The 17,062-nt window shown below is 72.3% G+C and carries 14 protein-coding genes and 1 pseudogene; 14 read left to right on the top strand and 1 reads right to left on the bottom strand.

Annotation, left to right across the window (positions count from 1 at the left end; translation table 11 throughout):
- The first annotated feature begins 45 nt into the window (after positions 1–45).
- From EAH89_RS01470 to dnaE, 5 genes are all read left to right on the top strand, one after another.
- Positions 46–306, top strand: a complete 261-nt coding sequence (locus tag EAH89_RS01470) for a DUF1467 family protein (protein WP_140880983.1) — start codon at positions 46–48, stop codon at positions 304–306.
- Positions 307–620: 314 nt separating this feature from the next.
- Positions 621–1,937 (top strand): proline--tRNA ligase, encoded by a 1,317-nt coding sequence (proS, locus tag EAH89_RS01465; RefSeq protein WP_140880982.1) that lies wholly within the window; start codon positions 621–623, stop codon positions 1,935–1,937.
- Entirely contained in the window at positions 1,937–3,190 is a 1,254-nt protein-coding gene (locus tag EAH89_RS01460) for a lipoprotein-releasing ABC transporter permease subunit (RefSeq protein WP_140881151.1), read from the top strand. Before proS ends, EAH89_RS01460 begins: the two co-directional genes overlap by 1 nt.
- Positions 3,183–3,863, top strand: a complete 681-nt coding sequence (locus EAH89_RS01455) for an ABC transporter ATP-binding protein (protein ID WP_140880981.1) — start codon at positions 3,183–3,185, stop codon at positions 3,861–3,863. The genes EAH89_RS01460 and EAH89_RS01455 overlap by 8 nt, the downstream gene beginning before the upstream one ends.
- A gap of 98 nt (positions 3,864–3,961) precedes the next feature.
- On the top strand, positions 3,962–7,420 hold the full coding sequence (gene dnaE / locus EAH89_RS01450; RefSeq protein WP_140880980.1) for a DNA polymerase III subunit alpha: 3,459 nt from the start codon (positions 3,962–3,964) through the stop codon (positions 7,418–7,420).
- Between the two features lie 11 nt (positions 7,421–7,431).
- Here the strand turns inward: dnaE and EAH89_RS01445 are convergent, their stop codons facing one another.
- Positions 7,432–8,415, bottom strand: a complete 984-nt coding sequence (locus tag EAH89_RS01445) for a tripartite tricarboxylate transporter substrate binding protein (protein WP_140880979.1) — start codon at positions 8,413–8,415, stop codon at positions 7,432–7,434.
- 195 nt (positions 8,416–8,610) lie between these two features.
- Here EAH89_RS01445 and EAH89_RS01440 point away from each other — a divergent pair, with 195 nt between their 5' ends.
- The 9 genes and pseudogenes from EAH89_RS01440 (at position 8,611) to rseP (ending at position 16,963) form a co-directional block, all read left to right on the top strand.
- The gene (locus tag EAH89_RS01440; RefSeq protein WP_140880978.1) at positions 8,611–9,156 is read left to right on the top strand and encodes a hypothetical protein; all 546 of its coding nucleotides are present in this window, start codon (positions 8,611–8,613) and stop codon (positions 9,154–9,156) included.
- 259 nt (positions 9,157–9,415) lie between these two features.
- Positions 9,416–10,162 (top strand): annotated as a pseudogene (rpsB, locus tag EAH89_RS01435) (30S ribosomal protein S2); the annotation flags it as partial.
- 407 nt (positions 10,163–10,569) lie between these two features.
- A complete protein-coding gene (gene tsf, locus EAH89_RS01430) occupies positions 10,570–11,484 on the top strand; it encodes a translation elongation factor Ts (RefSeq protein ID WP_140880976.1) in 915 nt (304 codons plus the stop codon).
- 166 nt (positions 11,485–11,650) lie between these two features.
- A complete protein-coding gene (gene pyrH, locus EAH89_RS01425; RefSeq protein WP_140880975.1) occupies positions 11,651–12,370 on the top strand; it encodes a UMP kinase in 720 nt (239 codons plus the stop codon).
- Positions 12,371–12,379: 9 nt separating this feature from the next.
- Entirely contained in the window at positions 12,380–12,952 is a 573-nt protein-coding gene (frr, locus tag EAH89_RS01420; protein WP_140880974.1) for a ribosome recycling factor, read from the top strand.
- A gap of 13 nt (positions 12,953–12,965) precedes the next feature.
- Positions 12,966–13,712 (top strand): polyprenyl diphosphate synthase, encoded by a 747-nt coding sequence (gene uppS, locus EAH89_RS01415; RefSeq protein ID WP_140880973.1) that lies wholly within the window; start codon positions 12,966–12,968, stop codon positions 13,710–13,712.
- Positions 13,713–13,716: 4 nt separating this feature from the next.
- Positions 13,717–14,604: a phosphatidate cytidylyltransferase gene (locus tag EAH89_RS01410; protein ID WP_241666788.1), complete on the top strand. Its 888-nt coding sequence runs from the start codon at positions 13,717–13,719 to the stop codon at positions 14,602–14,604.
- Between the two features lie 31 nt (positions 14,605–14,635).
- Complete coding sequence (dxr, locus tag EAH89_RS01405) at positions 14,636–15,805, top strand: 1-deoxy-D-xylulose-5-phosphate reductoisomerase (protein WP_140880972.1); 1,170 nt, start codon at positions 14,636–14,638, stop codon at positions 15,803–15,805.
- A 30-nt stretch (positions 15,806–15,835) separates the two neighbouring features.
- A complete protein-coding gene (rseP, locus tag EAH89_RS01400) occupies positions 15,836–16,963 on the top strand; it encodes an RIP metalloprotease RseP (protein WP_140880971.1) in 1,128 nt (375 codons plus the stop codon).
- The last annotated feature ends 99 nt before the right edge of the window (positions 16,964–17,062 follow it).

Genomic DNA, 17,062 nt, shown 5'->3' with positions numbered 1-17,062 from the left:
TGGGGCGGCCCGGCAGTCCCCTTCGGGGCGGCGTGGGGAACAGGGATGGGCTGGGTTACCGGAACGGTCGTTTACTTCCTCGTCTGGTGGACGGTCCTCTTCGCCGTGCTGCCGCTGGGCGTGAACCCGGACCCCGAGGCCGAGGCGACGGGCGGCTGGCGCGGGGCGCCCCGGCAGGTGCGGGTGCTGCGAGTCGTGCTCACCACCACGGTTGTCTCCATCCTCGTGTGGTTCTTCATCGACTGGCTCGTCCTGGCGGATTGGCTCTCCTTCCGCGAGGGCTGGCTGGCAAAGCCCAACGATTAGGCAGATGCATGGTTTTGGCGTCTTGAGGCCTTCTTTTTGATCAATAGGCTTCTTATTCGCCTATTTTCACGCCGTCCGGCGGCCAAAAACTCTTCTCCGGGGAGAGGTCGGGGCTCATCATAGGGACATGGAAGAGGGCTTTTCCTCTTCCGCCGTGTGACTGGCGTTTCCTCCCTAAACTCGGGCCGTCCCTTCGGGGCGGCCCTTCTTTTTTGCACCGCGGGGCGGCGGGAGCCCGTCACGGATTGCGCCCCCCGCGCCTTGCTCTAGGTTGCGCCCCGACCGCATCCCCTGGCCCACCGGAGCCTCCGCACTTGCGCCTTTCCCGCGCCTTCCTGCCCACGCTGAAGGAAACGCCCGCCGAGGCGCAGATCGTCTCGCACCGCCTCATGCTGCGCGCGGGTCTCATCCGCCAGACGAGCGCCGGCATCTACGCCTGGCTGCCGCTCGGGCTCCGCGTGCTCCGCAAGGTCTCGGAGATCGTGCGCCAGGAGCAGGACCTCGCCGGCGCGCAGGAGATCCTCATGCCGACGGTGCAGCCCGCCGACCTCTGGAAGGAGAGCGGCCGCTATGAGGACTACGGCAAGGAGATGCTCCGCATCACCGACCGGCACGACCGCGAGATGCTCTACGGCCCGACGAACGAGGAGATGGTCACCGACCTCTTCAAGGGCTACGCGAAGTCCTACCGCGACCTGCCGCGCAGCCTCTACCACATCCAGTGGAAGTTCCGGGACGAGATCCGGCCGCGCTTCGGCGTCATGCGCGGGCGCGAGTTCCTGATGAAGGACGCCTACTCCTTCGACCTCGACGCCGAGGGCGCGCGGCGTTCCTACCGGCTGATGTTCCGGGCCTATCTGCGCACCTTCGCGCGGATGGGGCTGAAGGCGATCCCGATGCAGGCCGACACGGGGCCGATCGGCGGCGACCTCAGCCACGAGTTCATCATCCTCGCCGAGACCGGCGAGAGCCTCGTCTACCTCCACAAGGACCTGCTCGACTTCGACGTGCTGGCGCAGGACCCGAGCGGCACGGGCGACCCCTCGCCGGTGGTGGACTTCTGGACCAGCCGCTACGCCGCGACCGACGAGAAGCACGACGAGGCCGCCTGGGGCGCGATCCCCGCGGAGAGCCAGGTCACCGCGCGCGGGATCGAGGTCGGCCACATCTTCTACTTCGGCACGAAGTACTCCAAGCCCATGGGCCTGACGGTTGCCGGGCCGGACGGCACGCCGGTGGTGCCGGAGATGGGCTCCTACGGCATCGGCGTCTCCCGGCTGCTCGCGGCCATCATCGAGGCCGGGCACGACGAGGGCGGCATCATCTGGCCCGACGCCGTCGCGCCCTACGCCTGCGCCATCCTCAACCTCAAGCCGGGAGACGCCGCGGCGGACGCGCTCTGCGAGCAGCTCTACGGCGCGCTCCGCAGCGAGGCGGTGCTGGACGACCGGCCGGAGCGCGCGGGGGCGAAGTTCGCGGACGCGGACCTCGTCGGTTATCCCTGGCAGGCCATCGTCGGGCCGCGGGGCGCGGCCAAGGGCGTGGTCGAGTTGAAGCGCCGCGCGACCGGCGAGCGGCTGGAACTGCCGCTCGACGAGGCGCTGGCCCGGATCCGCGCGACGCTCGCTTGATGTTCTCCCCCTTCGAGCGCGCCGTCGCCTTCCGCTACCTCCGCGCCCGCAAGGGGGAGCGCTTCGTCTCGGTCATCGCGATCTTCTCGCTCGTCGGCATCGCGCTCGGGGTGGCGACCCTCATCATCGTCATGTCCGTGATGAACGGCTTCCGGCAGGAGCTGCTGGGGCGGATCCTCGGGCTGAACGGGCATCTCGGCGTCTACGCGCAGGACAACGACGGTCTTCGCGACTTCGACAACATCGCCGCCCGCATCCGCGGCCTGCCGGGCATCGCTTCCGCGACCCCGATCGTGGAGGGGCAGGTCCTCTTCACGAGCGACGAGGGCGGCGCGACGGGCGGGCTGGCCCGCGGCATCCGGCCGGAGGACCTGCGCGCGCGGCCGCTGATCGCGGGGAACATCCGCGCGGGCGACCTCGCGCGCTTCGGCGGCGACGACACCATCGTCATCGGCACGCGCCTGGCGCGGAAGCTCGGCATCCGCGTCGGCGAGCGCATCACCCTCGTCTCGCCCCAGGGGCGCACGACGGTGATGGGCACGGTGCCGCGGCTGCGCGCCTACGAGGTGGTCGCGCTCTTCGAGGCGGGGATGCAGGAGTACGATTCCAGCTACGTCTTCCTGCCCTTCGGCGCGGCCCAGATCTATTTCCAGCACCGCGACAGCGCGACCCAGGTGGAGGTCTTCGTCGACGATCCCTCCCGCGTGCGGAACGCGACGCGCGAGATCTTCGGGGCGCTGCGCGGCCTGCCCGTGCGGGTGCTCGACTGGCAGGACTCCAACTCCTCCTTCTTCAACGCGGTGCAGGTGGAGCGGAACGTGATGTTCCTCATCCTGACGCTGATCATCATCGTCGCCGCCTTCAACATCGTCTCGTCGCTGATCATGCTCGTGAAGGACAAGGGGCGGGACATCGCGGTGCTGCGGACGGTGGGCGCGACCCGCGGCGCGATCCTGCGCATCTTCCTCCTCGCCGGCGCCTCCATCGGCATCGCGGGCACGCTCATCGGTTTCCTCATCGGCCTCGTCTTCTGCCTCAACATCGAGAACATCCGGCAGTTCCTCCAGGGGCTGACGGGCACGGAGCTGTTCAGCGCGGAGATCTACTTCCTGACGAAGCTGCCAGCGGTGGTGGAGCCGATGGAGGTGGCGCAGGTGGTCGGCATGGGGCTCGGCCTCTCGCTGCTGGCCACGATCTATCCCTCCTGGCGCGCCGCGCGGCTGGACCCGGTGGAGGGGCTGCGCAATGCCTGACGCGCCGCTCGCGCTCCGTGCCGTCGAGCGCCGCTACCGCACCGAGGCGGGGGAGCTGCCGGTGCTGCGCGGCGCCGAGCTCGACCTCTTCGCGGGGGAGATCGTGGCCCTCGTCGCCCCCTCCGGCACGGGCAAGTCGACGCTGCTGCACGTCGCGGGGCTGCTGGAGAAGCCGGATGCCGGGCGGGTGCTGGTGGAGGGCCGCGATTCTGGCGGCCTCTCCGACGACGCCCGCACCGCGCTCCGGCGGGACACGATCGGCTTCGTCTACCAGTTTCACCACCTGCTGCCGGAGTTCACCGCGGAGGAGAACGTCGTCCTCCCCCAACTCGCGGCCAATCGCCCGCGGCGGGAGGCGGAGGCGCGGGCGCGCGAGCTGCTGGCCACCTTCGGCCTGGCCGACCGCGGGCACCACCGGCCGACGCGGCTCTCGGGCGGCGAGCAGCAGCGGGTGGCCATCGCCCGGGCGCTGGCGAACGGCCCGAAGGTGCTGCTGGCGGACGAGCCGACCGGGAACCTCGACGTCGGCACGGCCGACCGCGTCTTCGCCGAGCTCCTCGAGGCCGTGCGCGGGCGCGGCGTCGCGGCCCTGATCGCGACCCACAACCCCGAGCTGGCCGCGCGGATGGACCGCACGGTCACGCTGCGCGACGGGCTGATCGTGCCGACCTAGAGCCACAGGCGCCGATGTTCCGCCGGCGGAGGCCCGTTTCTCGGGCCTGCCGCCCGCGGACGGGCGCGAATCGGGCGGGGAGGGCCTATATTCGGGGGATGGCCTCCAGCTTCGTCCACCTCCACGTCCACTCCGCCTACTCGCTGGCGGAAGGCTCCATCAAGGCCGACAAGCTCCCCGGCCTCGCCCGCAAGGCCGGCATGCCCGCGCTGGCGCTGACCGACACCGCCACCATGTTCGGCGCGCTCGAGTTCAGTCAGTACGCGGCCAAGGAGGGCGTGCAGCCCATCATCGGCTGCCAGCTCTGGCTCGCCCGCGCGAAGGAGCCGGAGCGGCCGGAGGCGGCGCGGCTTCCGCCCGACCCGGTCGTGGCGCTGGCGATGGACGCGCCGGGGCTGCAGAACCTCCAGCGGCTGTCCTCGCTGGGCTGGCTCGGCGAGGACCCCTCGGGCAAGCCCGCGATCAACCTCGACCAGCTTCGCGCCAACGCGGGGGGCATCTTCCTGCTGACCGGTGGCACGCTGGGCCCGCTCGGGCGCCTGCTGGCGGAGGGGCGCCGCGCGCAGGCCGAGGCGCTGCTGGCCGCGCTGCGGGAGGCCTATGGCGACGACCTGGCGGTGGAGCTGACCCGCCACGGCACGGAGCGCGACCGCGCGGTGGAGCCGGGGCTGTTGGCGCTGGCCGACGCCGCCGCCGTGCCGATCGTCGCCGCCAACGACGTCTACTTCGCGACCGAGGCCGCGCACGAGGCGCATGACGCGCTTCTCTGCATCGCCGAGGGCCGGACGCTGGCCGAGCCCGACCGCCGCCGCGTGACGCCGGACCATTGGTTCAAGCCGCCGGCCGCCATGCGCGCCCTCTTCGCGGACCTGCCGGAGGCCTGCGACAACACGCTGGCCATCGCGCGCCGCTGCGCCGTCATGGCGGAGACGCGCAAGCCCGAGTTGCCGATCTGCCCGAAGGTGCAGCCCGGCATGACCGAGGCGGAGACGGTGCGGGACATGGCGACGCGCGGGCTGGAAGGGCGCCTCGATGCCCAGGGCACGCCCGAGGAGAAGCGCCCCGAGTACCGCGAGCGCCTGGCCTTCGAGCTGAACGTCATCGAGAAGATGGGCTTCTCGGGCTACTTCCTCATCGTCGCCGACTTCATCCAGTGGGCGAAGGAGCAGGGCATCCCGGTGGGGCCCGGGCGCGGATCGGGCGCGGGGTCGGTCGCGGCCTGGGCGCTGCTGATCACGGACCTCGACCCGCTCCGCTTCGGGCTGCTGTTCGAGCGCTTCCTGAACCCCGAGCGCGTCTCGATGCCGGACTTCGACATCGACTTCTGCCAGGACCGGCGGGAGGAGGTGATCCAGTACGTGCGGCGGGAATACGGCGAGGACCGCGTGGGCCAGATCATCACCTTCGGCCGCTTGCAGGCCAAGGCGGTGGTGCGCGACGTCGGCCGCGTGATGGGCATGCCCTACGGCCAGGTGAACCGCATCGCGGAGCTCATTCCCTTCAACGCCGCCAAGCCGCCCACCCTGCAGGAGGCGCTGGACGGCGAGCCGCGGCTGAAGGAGATGCGCGAGACCGACGAGAACGTCGACCGCCTCATGCACACGGGGCTGCAGCTCGAGGGGCTCTACCGCAACGCCTCCACCCACGCCGCCGGCGTGGTGATCGGGCGCCGCCCGCTAATCGACATCGTGCCGCTCTACCGCGACCCGCGGAGCGACATGCTGGTGACGCAGTACTCGATGAAATACGTCGAGAGCGCGTCGCTGGTGAAGTTCGACTTCCTCGGCCTGAAGACGCTGACCGTGCTCGAGCGCGCGGTGAACATCCTCAAGGGTCAGGGGATCACGGTGGACCTGACCACCATCCCGCTGGACGACGCCAAGACCTACGCCATGCTCGCCAAGGGCGACGCGGCCGGGGTGTTCCAGTTCGAAGGCCAGGGCATGCGGGACTGCCTCCGTATGATGCGCCCGGACCGGTTCGAGGACTTGATCGCGGCCGTGTCGCTCTACCGGCCGGGGCCGATGGCGAACATCCCCGCCTACTGCGCCCGCAAGCACGGCGAGCCCTGGGAGCCCGTGCACCCCGCGATGCGCCCGCTGGTGGAGGAGACCTACGGCATCCTGGTCTACCAGGAGCAGGTCATGCAGATCAGCCAGGAGCTGGCAGGCTACTCGCTCGGCGGCGCGGACCTGCTCCGCCGCGCCATGGGCAAGAAGATCCGCTCGGAGATGCAGGCCCAGCGCGCCATCTTCGTGGAGGGCGCGACGAAGCGCGGCATCCCGGAGGGCAAGGCCGGCGAGATCTTCGACCTGATGGAGCGCTTCGCGGAGTACGGCTTCAACAAGTCGCACGCCGCCGCCTACGCGCTGGTGTCCTACCAGACGGCCTGGCTGAAGGCGAACCACACGGTGGCCTTCCTCGCGGCCTCCATGACGCTCGACATGGCGAACACCGACAAGCTCGCCTCCCACCTGCAGGAGGCGTCGCGCCTCGGCATCAAGGTGCTGCCGCCGGACGTGAACCGCAGCGCCGCCGAGTTCACGGTGGAGATGCGGGAGGGCGAGGACGGCTCGCAAGTGGAGGCGATCCGCTTCGCGCTGGCGGCCGTCAAGCGCGTGGGGCTCGCCGCCATGCAGGACCTCGTGCGCGTGCGGGGGGAGGGCGGACCCTTCCGATCGCTCTCCGACTTCGCGGACCGGGTGGACCCGAAGCAGCTCAACAAGATGCAGGTCGAGAACCTAGCGCGCGCCGGCGCCTTTGAGTGCCTGGACCCGAACCGTGCCCGCGTGACGGAGGGCGCCGAGCAAATCCTCCGCCGCGCCCAGGCGGCGGCCGAGGACCGAGGAAGCGCGCAGATCGGTCTGTTCGGCGCGCCCGGCGCCGCCGCCGACACGCCGCCGCTGCGGCTGCGGGACATGCCGGACTGGCCGCAGCTCGACCGGCTGGAGAAGGAGGCGGAGGCGATCGGCTTCCACCTCTCGGCCCATCCGCTCGACACCTACATCGACACGCTGCGCAAGCTGAACGTGTGCCCCATCGCGAAGATGACGGAGCGCGCCCAGGGCGGCGCCGCGCGGCTGAAGCTGGCGGGCACCATCATCGGCGCGAAGGAGCGCACGACGAAGACCGGCAGCCGCATGGCCTGGATCCGGATCTCGGACGCCAGCGGCAGCACGGAGGTGACCTGCTTCTCCGAGATCCTCGGCAAGTGCCGGGAGATGCTGGTGGAGGGGAACGCCGTGATCTTCTCGACCGAGGTGCGCGCCGACGGCGAGGCCGTGCGGCTGACCGCGCTCGACTGCGAGCCGCTGGAGCGAGCGGCGCAGTCGATCGGCCAGGGCCTGCGGATCGAGGTCGCGGGCATGGAGGCGATCGAGCCGCTGCGCAGCCTGCTGGAGCGGGAAGGGAAGGGCCGGGGGGAGGTCATCCTCATCCCCCGCACCGGGCCGGGCCAGGAGGTGGAGCTGACGCTGCCCGGCCGCTGGAACGTCTCGCCCCGCCTCGCCCAGGCGATGAAGGTGATCCCGGGCGTGGAGGCGGTGGAGGCGGCCTAGCTGTCGATGCCCTAGCTGTCGATGCTCAGGCGGAGGCGCCCGACCATCTCGCGCTCGTAGGCCACGCGCTCCGCGATGAAGTCGCGGTAGGCGGCGGTGTCCATGTAGGCGAGGGGCATGTCCCAGCGCTCGCGGACGGCGGTGTTCTCCGGGCTCATCAGCGCCGCCTTGAAGGCGTCGTGCAGGGCGCGCACCACGCCGGGGTCCATGCCCTTGGGGCCCGCGATGCCGTAGGGCGAGGTGACCACCACGTCCACGCCCAGCTCCTTCAGCGTGGGCACCGCCGGGAAGCGCGCCGCGCGCTCGGGCGACCAGACGCAGAGGAGCCGGAAGGCGCCCGATTCCACCTGCGGCACCCAGGCGGAGCTGTCGGCGATGCTGTCGATCTGCCCGCCGAGCAGCGAGGTGACGCCCTCGGTGGTGCCGCGGAAGGGGACGTGCGTCATCTCGAGGCCGAGGCGCGCGCAGATGTCCTCCATGGCGATGTGGTTGCTCGTCCCGATGCCGCTCGTGGAGTAGGTCATCCGCCCCGGCCGGGCCCGCGCGGCGGCGACGTAGCCCGCCCAGTCCTGGATCGGGCTGTCCGCCCGCACGACGACGCCGAAGAGCCATCCCGTCAGCCCCAGCACCGGGGTGAAGTCCGCGACCGGGTCCCAGGACCGGGCCTTGGTCATGAAGGGGTGGCGGAGGACCGAGAGGTGGTGCTGGGCGAGGGTGTAGCCGTCCGGCGCCGCCTGCAGCAGCGCCTGGGCCGCCAGCAGGCCGCGCGCGCCGGAGCGGTTCTCGATCAGGACGGGCTGGCCGATGGCCTTCGTGGCCATGTCCGCGAGCGACCGGAGCTGGGCGTCCGCCGAACCGCCGGGCGGCCAGGGCACGAGGAGGCGGATGGGCCGGTTGGGGAAGCCCGACTGAGCGATGGCGGGCGCGGCAAACCCGGCAGCGCCGAGGGCGAGAAGGCGGCGGCGGGGCAGGCGCCCCCGCGGGTGCGTCGTCATGCGTGTACCTCCCGTGGGCGGGCGCCTGTTGCCGGCGCCTTGCCCTGGCGGCCGAGCGTGGCAGAAGCGGGCCGCGCCTGACAACCGGAGCGGCCCGCTTCCGCCGAGCCCGGCGGCCGGCATTGGAGCCGGCGCCCGCTGCCCATATCCTGGCCCCGCCGCCCGCGAGGGCCACGAAGCATCCTGGAGCATGCCATGAGCCACGATTTCCTCGACGACCGCCGCAAGGCGCTGGAGGAGGCCTTCTTCGCGCGCGAGAACGCGGAGCTGATCCGGCGCCTGCACGCGCCCGAGGGCCAGAAGGAGCTCTCCGGCGCCGCCGGCCTGCAGGACCCCAAGATGATGGAGCGGCTGGAGGCCCACGGCATCGGGACGAACGCCCTGGCCGCCCTCTCCCTCGCCCCCCTCGTGCTCGTCGCCTGGGCGGATGGCAGCCCGGACGAGGAGGAGCGCCGCGCCGTCCTCGCCGCGGCCGACGGGGCCGGCATTCCCGCCGGCACCGCCGCCCACGCGCTGCTCGACCACTGGCTGGCCCAGCACCCCCCGCAGGACCTACTCGCCCTCTGGACGGACTACGTCCACGCCCTCGCGCCCGAGGCCCGCGCCGCGCTCCACAAGGACGTCATGGCCCGCGCCCACCAGGTGGCGGAGGCGTCGGGGGGCTTCCTCGGGCTGATGAGCAAGACCTCGACCAACGAGAAGGCGATGCTCAAGCGGCTGGAGGACGCCTTCGCCGCCTGACGCGGCCGATTGGAAGGGGCCGGTCGGAGCGGGCCGGCCTGAGGCACGGACGGGGGGGCGCCCTTGCCCGGCCGGGCCCGGCGTGCCATATGCGGCCCGCCGGGCGGGGGGACCTCCCTCCGCCCGGCAAATCCGCACGCGGTGCGCCCTTCCGAGACACGCGGCAGGGTCCGGTCCTCCCGGTTTTCCGTCAGGAACATCCGGCTGGTACAGCGCCGCGGAGGCCTAACCGGATCAATCGGAAGAAGGAACCGCCACCATGGCGATGCCCGATGTCACCCTGCGCGGCCTGCTCGAGGCCGGCGTCCACTTCGGCCATCACACCCGCCGGTGGAACCCGAAGATGGCCCCCTACATCTTCGGCGTCCGCAACCAGGTCCACATCCTCGACCTGCAGCAGACCGTCCCCATGCTGGACCGCGCGCTGCGCACCGTCCGCGACGTGGTGGCCGGCGGCGGCCGCGTGCTCTTCGTGGGCACCAAGAAGGCGGCGGCGGACTACGTGGCCGAGGCCGCGACCCGCTGCGGCCAGTACTACGTGAACCACCGCTGGCTCGGCGGCATGCTCACGAACTGGAAGACCATCACCGGCTCCATCAAGCGCCTGAAGCAGATGGACGAGCAGCTCGGCGGCAACACCCAGGGTCTCACCAAGAAGGAGATCCTCATGCTGACGCGCGAGAAGGAGAAGCTCGACCGCGCGCTCGGCGGGATCCGCGAGATGGGCGGCCTGCCCGACCTGATCTTCGTGATCGACACGATCAAGGAGAAGCTGGCGATCGAGGAGGCCAACAAGCTCGGCATCCCCGTGATCGCCGTCTGCGACTCCAACGCCGACCCCTCCGGCGTCGCCTTCCCGATCCCGGGCAACGACGACGCGATCCGCGCCATCAACCTCTACTGCGACATGATGGCAGCGGCCGTGTTCGACGGCATCTCGGCCGAGCTGTCCAACTCCGGCATCGACGTCGGCGCCCAGGCCGACCTGCCGGTCGACGCGCTGCCGGTCGACGCTCTGCCGGGCGACGAGGCCCTGCCCTCCGCGCCGCTCGACATCGCCTCGACCGAGGGCGTGGGCATCTTCGCCGAGAGCATCCTCGACACGCTCGGCGGCGCCGACGTGGCGGCCGGCCCGGCCCTCGAGACGGCCCAGTCGAGCGTCACCGCCGGCGTGGACGGCGAGAGCCTGGAGACGATGGTCCAGAACAACCGCGACGACGGCAACCGCGCGGGCTGATCGGGCCTTGCCCGGCGGTGTTCCCGCCAGGCTCGCAATGAACTGATCGCGCCGGGGTGGCATTGCCGCCCCGGCGTGTCGCATACACGCCGCGCCCCGGTCACGAGCGAGTGGCCGCGATGCCAAGCTCCGGGTTCGCCCGGCCGGGCCGGCACGCCAGAAGACGGGATAGAGAGATGGCCGAGATCACGGCAGCCATGGTGCGCGACCTGCGCGAGAAGACCGGCGCGGGCATGATGGACGTCAAGAAGGCGCTCGTGGAGAGCAACGGCGACAGCGAGGCCGCGATCGACTGGCTGCGCAAGAAGGGCCTGTCCTCCGCCGCCAAGAAGTCCGGCCGCGTCGCCGCCGAGGGGCTGATCGGCGTCGCCGCCGCCGGCACGAAGGCCGCCATGGTCGAGGTGAACGCCGAGACCGACTTCGTGGCCCGCAACGAGCAGTTCCAGGGCTTCGTGGAGACGGTCGCGAAGATCGCCCTCGACGCCGGCGAGGACGTGGAGGCGTTGAAGGGCGCGGCCTACCCGGGCGCCGGCCACACGGTCGCCGAGGAGCTGACCCGCCTGATCGCCACGATCGGCGAGAACATGACGATCCGCCGCGCCCGCGTGCTCTCCGTGCCCTCGGGCGCGGTCGCCACCTACGTCCACAGCGCGGTGAAGCCGGGCCTGGGCAAGATCGGCGTGCTGGCCGCCCTCGAGGCCGCCGACGGCGGGGACGCCATCGTCACGCTCGGCCGCCAGATCGGCATGCACGTCGCCGCCGCCCGCCCGGAGGCGCTCGACGTCACGGCCGTGGACAACGCGGCGCTCGAGCGCGAGCGCGCGGTGCTGACCGAGCAGGCCCAGGCCTCCGGCAAGCCCCCCGCGGTCATCGAGAAGATGGTCGAGGGGCGCATCCGCAAGTACTACGAGGAGGTGGTGCTGCTGGAGCAGGTCTGGGTGCATGACGGCGAGAGCCGCGTGAAGGCCGTCGTCCAGAAGGCCGGCGCCACGCTGATCGGCTTCGCCCGCTTCCAGCTCGGCGAGGGCATCGAGAAGGAGACGAGCGACTTCGCCGCCGAGGTCGCCGCCGCGGCCGGCACCGCCGGCTGAGCCCGGCGCCGGGCGCCCCGCGCGCCCGGACCGCCCCCTCCGCCGCGGAGGGGGGCCTGCCGCCGCCCGGCGCCCGGGCGGCGGACGCCTTGCCCGTCCGGCCCGGTGCCTTGCCGGGCCGCCTGGGCGCGATTAACCTCGCCAGCTTCCGGGACCGCAGCACAGAATGACAAGCCTCCGCTACAAGCGCGTCCTGCTGAAGGTTTCCGGCGAGGCCCTGATGGGGCCGGGCAACTACGGCCTCGATGCCGCGACCGTGAACGCGATCGCCGAGGACATCTTCGCCGTCACCCAGCTCGGCATCCAGGTCGGCCTCGTGATCGGCGGCGGCAACATCTTCCGCGGCGTCTCCGGCGCGGCCGCCGGGATGGACCGGGCCCAGGCCGACGGCATGGGCATGCTGGCCACCGTGATCAACGCGCTCGCCATGCAGAACGCGCTGGAGAAGGCGGGCGTCGCGACCCGGGTGCAGTCCGCCATCCCCATGACGACCCTCTGCGAGCCCTTCATCCGCCGCCGCGCCGTGCGGCACATGGAGAAGGGGCGGGTGGTGATCTTCGCCGCCGGCACGGGCAACCCCTTCTTCACGACCGACACGGCGGCCGCCCTCCGCGCGGCCGAGATGGGCTGCGACGTGCTCCTCAAGGGCACGCAGGTGGACGGCGTCTACACGGCCGACCCCCGCAAGGACCCGCTGGCCGAGCGCTACGAGGCCCTGACCTACCATGACATGCTGGCCCGCGACCTGGCCGTCATGGACGCGGCGGCCATCTCGCTCGCCCGCGAGAACAAGCTCCCGATCATCGTCTTCGACATCCACGAACCGGGTGCCTTCACCGCCGTCATGAAGGGCGAGGGCAAGTTCACCACGGTTCACGAGAGCTGAGGCAGACCCATGGCCGCTCCCCCTGACTTCCCCGAGTTGCGCAAGGACCTCGTCCGCCGGATGGACGGCGCGCTCGAGACGCTTCGCAAGGAGTTCACGGGCCTTCGCACCGGGCGCGCGAGCCCGGCGCTGCTCGAGCCGATCCGGGTCGAGGCCTACGGCACCAACCAGCCGCTGAGCCAGGTCGCCAACATCTCCGTCGCCGGCCCCGGGCTGCTGTCGGTGCAGGTCTGGGACAAGTCCGTCACCAAGGCCGTGGAGGTTGCCATCCGCGACGCCAATCTCGGCCTCAACCCCCAGGCCGAGGGGCAGGTCATCCGCGTGCCCCTGCCGCCGCTGACCCAGGAACGCCGCAACGACCTGGCCAAGCAGGCGGCCAAGTACGCCGAGGCCAACAAGGTCTCCATCCGCGGCGTTCGCCGGGATGGGATGGAGACGATCAAGGGCTGGGAAACCAAGTCCGAGGTATCGAAGGACGACGCCAAGCGCTGGTCCGACGACGTCCAGAAGCTGACGGACGAGTACGTGAAGAAGGTGGACGCGGCCTACGCCGAGAAGGAAAAGGACATCAAGGCCGTCTGACCGGCCCGACATCATGAGCGCCGCGACGCAGACCCAACGGATGAGGGGGGACGCCCCTCCCGCCCCGCTCCACGTGGGCGTCATCATGGACGGCAACGGCCGCTGGGCCGCGGCCCGCGGCGTGCCCCGCGCGCTCGGCCACAAGGCCGGGGCCGAGGCGACGCGCCGCCTGATCGAGGCGGCGGGGGAGATCGGCATCTCCTGGGTCACCCTTTTCGCCTTCAGCAGCGAGAACTGGCGCCGCCCGGCGGACGAGGTGCGGGACCTCACCGGCCTGATGCGCCACTACCTCCGCCACGAGGTGGGCCAGCTCGTCGAGAAGGGCGTCCGGCTCCGGGTCATCGGCGACCGCACCGCCTTCGGGCCGGGGATGCAGGCCGAGATCGCGCGCGCCGAGGCCGCGACGGCCGGGAACGCGCGGCTGAACCTCAACGTCGCCCTCTCCTACGGCGGCCGGGCCGAGCTGGTGGGGGCCGCGCGCGCCCTGGCCCGCCGGGTCGCGGCCGGGGAGATCAAGGCGGAGCAGATCGACGAGGCGGCGCTGGCCGCCCATCTCGACACCGCGGGGATGCCCGACCCCGACCTCATCATCCGCACCTCCGGCGAGAGCCGCCTATCGAACTTCCTTCTCTGGCAGTGCGCCTACGCGGAGCTCGTCTTCCAGCCCGTCCTCTGGCCCGACTACGACGCCGCGCACCTGCGGGAGGCGGTCGCCGAGTACCACCGCCGGGACCGCCGCTTCGGCGCCCGGACCGGCTGAGACGGTGGCCCAGGCAGGCAGCGTGCCGGAGGGGGGCGCCCCGGCGACCCCTCCCGCAACGCCCGGCAAGAACTGGCGGGACCTTCGCAAGCGCGCTCTCTCGGCCATTGTCCTCGCCCCGGCCGCCGTTCTCTGCGTCTGGCTCGGCGCGAACGCCTACACCTTCCTCCTGGCGCTCGGCGCCGCCATCCTGACCTGGGAATGGGTGCATCTCTGCGGGCTGCGCACGGTGACCATGCCGGGCGCGGTGGTGCCGGCGGCGGTGCTGCTGGCGGGCACGCTGGCCGTGCTGGAATACCCGCTCGCCGCCTGGCTCGTGCTCGGCGGCGGCTTCCTGCTGACCTGGGTCTCCGCCGCGGGGCTGCGGGGGCGGGACCGGCCGCGCCAGCCGGCGCTGCGGCTCGCGCTCGGCGTCCTCTACATCGGCGTCGCCGGCCTCTGCCTCATCGAGCTCCGGCACGAGAACGAGGCGGGGCGGGCCAACCTCGTCTTCCTGCTGCTGGTGGTCTGGGCGAGCGACATCGGCGCCTACCTGGCGGGGCGGGCGCTCGGCGGGCCGCTGCTCTGGCCGCAGGTCTCGCCGGCCAAGACCTGGAGCGGATCGGCCGGCGGGCTGCTGCTCGCCATGGCGATCGGCGCGGTCCTGGCCCCGGAGCTCGCGCCCGGCAGCCCGGCGCGGGCGGCGGCGGCGGCGGCGGTGCTGGCGGTCGCGACCCAGGCGGGCGACCTGCTGGAATCCGGCATCAAGCGGCACTTCAACGTGAAGGACACCTCCAGCCTCATCCCCGGGCACGGGGGATTGCTGGACCGGCTGGACGGGCTGCTGGCCGCGGCGCCGGCCGCCATGCTCCTCGCGCTCCTCATCGGCTACGGCGGCGCGCTGTGGCGCTAAGCTCCCCCAACCTGAACCCGGGGGCGACGCCATGACGCGCACCGTGACCATCCTCGGCGCCACCGGCTCGGTCGGGCGCTCCACCGCTTCCCTCCTCGAGGCGGCGCCCGAGGGCGCCTTCGCGGTGGAGGCGCTCATCGCCGGGCGCGACGCGGTGGCGCTGGCCGCGACCGCGCGGCGCCTCCGCGCCCGGCTGGCCGTGCTGGCCGACCCCGCGGGGCTGCCCGCGCTGCGCGACGCCCTGGCCGGCAGCGGAATCGAGTCCGCGGCCGGGCCGGAGGCGGTGGCCGAGGCCGCGGCCCGCCCGGTGGACTGGACCATGGCCGCCATCGTCGGCGCCGCGGGGCTGGGCCCGGCGCTGGCCGCGCTCCGCCGCGGGGGCACGCTGGCGCTGGCGAACAAGGAGGCGCTGGTCTGCGCCGGCGACATCTTCCTCCGCGCCGTCGCCGACGCGGGGGCCACGCTGCTGCCCGTCGACTCCGAGCACAACGCGATCTTCCAGGCCCTCGACGCCCGGGACCCCGCCATGGTGGAGCGGATCATCCTCACGGCCTCGGGCGGGCCGTTCCGCACCGCGAGCCTCGCCGAGATGCGCGCGGCCACGCCCGAGCAGGCGGTGCGCCACCCCGTCTGGTCCATGGGCGCCAAGATCAGCGTCGACAGCGCCACCATGTTCAACAAGGGGCTGGAGCTGATCGAGGCCGCGCGGCTCTTCCCGGTGGAGCCGGACCGGATCGAGGTGCTGGTGCATCCCCAGTCCGCCGTCCACGGGCTGGTGCAGTACGCGGACGGCTCGCTGCTGGCCCAGCTCGGCTCGCCGGACATGCGGACGCCCATCGCCCACGCGCTGGCCTGGCCGGACCGGATGCGGGCCGACGTGCCCCGCCTGGACCTCGCCGCCCTCGGCCGGCTGGAGTTCTCGGCGCCCGATCCCGTTCGCTTCCCCGCGCTCCGCCTCGCGCGGGAGGCCTTGCTGGCGGGCGGCGGCGCCCCCACCATCCTCAACGCGGCGAACGAGGTAGCGGTGGCGCGCTTCCTCGACCGCCGCCTCGGCTTCCTCGACATCGCGCGCGTGGTGGAGGAGACCCTGGAACGCCTCGGCGCGCCGCCGGTGGCGAGCCTCGGCGCCGTGCTCGACCTCGACGCCGCCGCCCGTGCCGAGGCGGAGCGCATCGCCGGCAGCCTCCACGCCCCCGCCTGACCCGCAAGCCGACCAGCCAGAGAGACACCGGTGCAGTTCCTCCCCGATCCCTTCCGCACCATCCTGGCCTTCGTCGTCGTGCTGGGGGTGCTCGTGTTCTTCCACGAGCTCGGCCACTACGCCGCGGCCCGCTGGCGCGGCATCTACGTCGAGAAGTTCTCGATCGGCTTCGGCCGGCGCATCGCGGCCTGGACCGACCGGCGCGGGACGGAGTGGCAGATCGGCTGGCTGCCGCTCGGCGGCTACGTGAAGCTCTACGGCCAGGAGGGGCCGGGCGACGTGACCGACTCGGTCGACGCCCCGGCCGGCCACGACCCGCGCGGCCCGCGCTTCCACGACAAGCCCGTGCTGGACCGCGCGATCGTCGTCGCGGCGGGGCCGGCGGCCAACTTCGTGCTCGCCGCCGTGCTGTTCGCGGCCCTCTTCATGGCGGTCGGGCGCCCGGTCGGCACGACGACCGTGGCCTCCGTCGTCGCCGGCGGCGCGGCGGAGCGCGCCGGGGTGCTGGCGGGCGACCGGATCCTCTCCCTCGACGACGTGCCCGTCACCCGCTTCGAGCAGGTGCAGGCCCATGTGCAGCCGCGCGCCAACCAGCCCATCCAGCTCCGCCTGATGCGGGACGGCCGGGAGGTGACCCTCAGCGCGACCCCGCTGCCCCGCCCGGGCGCGGCGGAGGGCGCGGCGCCGGTCGGGCTGCTGGGGATCGGCGGCGGCGCGCCGACCTACGAGCGGACGGACCCGTTCTCCGCCGTCTGGGGCGGGATCGCCTACACCGGCGAGGTCACGGTGCAGACGCTCGGCGGCATCTGGCAGATGATCGCGGGGGAGCGCGGAACGGAGGAGCTCGGCGGGCCGCTTCGCATCGCCCAGCTCTCGGGGCAGGTCGCGAGCCTCGGCCTCTCGAGCCTCGTGACCTTCATGGCGATTCTCTCGGTCAACCTCGCCCTCATCAACCTCTTCCCGATTCCCGTGCTCGACGGCGGGCACCTCGTTTTCTACGCGCTCGAGGCGATCCGCGGCCGGCCGCTGCCGCCGCGCGCCGTGGAGTACGGCTTCCGCGCCGGGCTCGCGGTGCTGGCCACGCTGTTCATCTTCGCGACCTGGAACGACCTCTCCAACTTCGGCCTGTTCCGCTGGGTGCACGGCCTGTTCGGCTGAACCACACCAGATCGCTTTTTTTCGACCGGCCGGCCGGCAACCCTGGCGGGGGTGGCAACACACCGCCCTTGCCGCTAGGTTGCGGCCCGGTCGCGGGGG

The organism is Muricoccus nepalensis (assembly GCF_006438825.1).
Classification (GTDB): Bacteria; Pseudomonadota; Alphaproteobacteria; order Acetobacterales; family Acetobacteraceae; genus Roseomonas; species Roseomonas nepalensis.
Note: the sequence above shows the minus strand (reverse complement) of the source record. Positions and strands in the feature narration are given on the sequence as shown.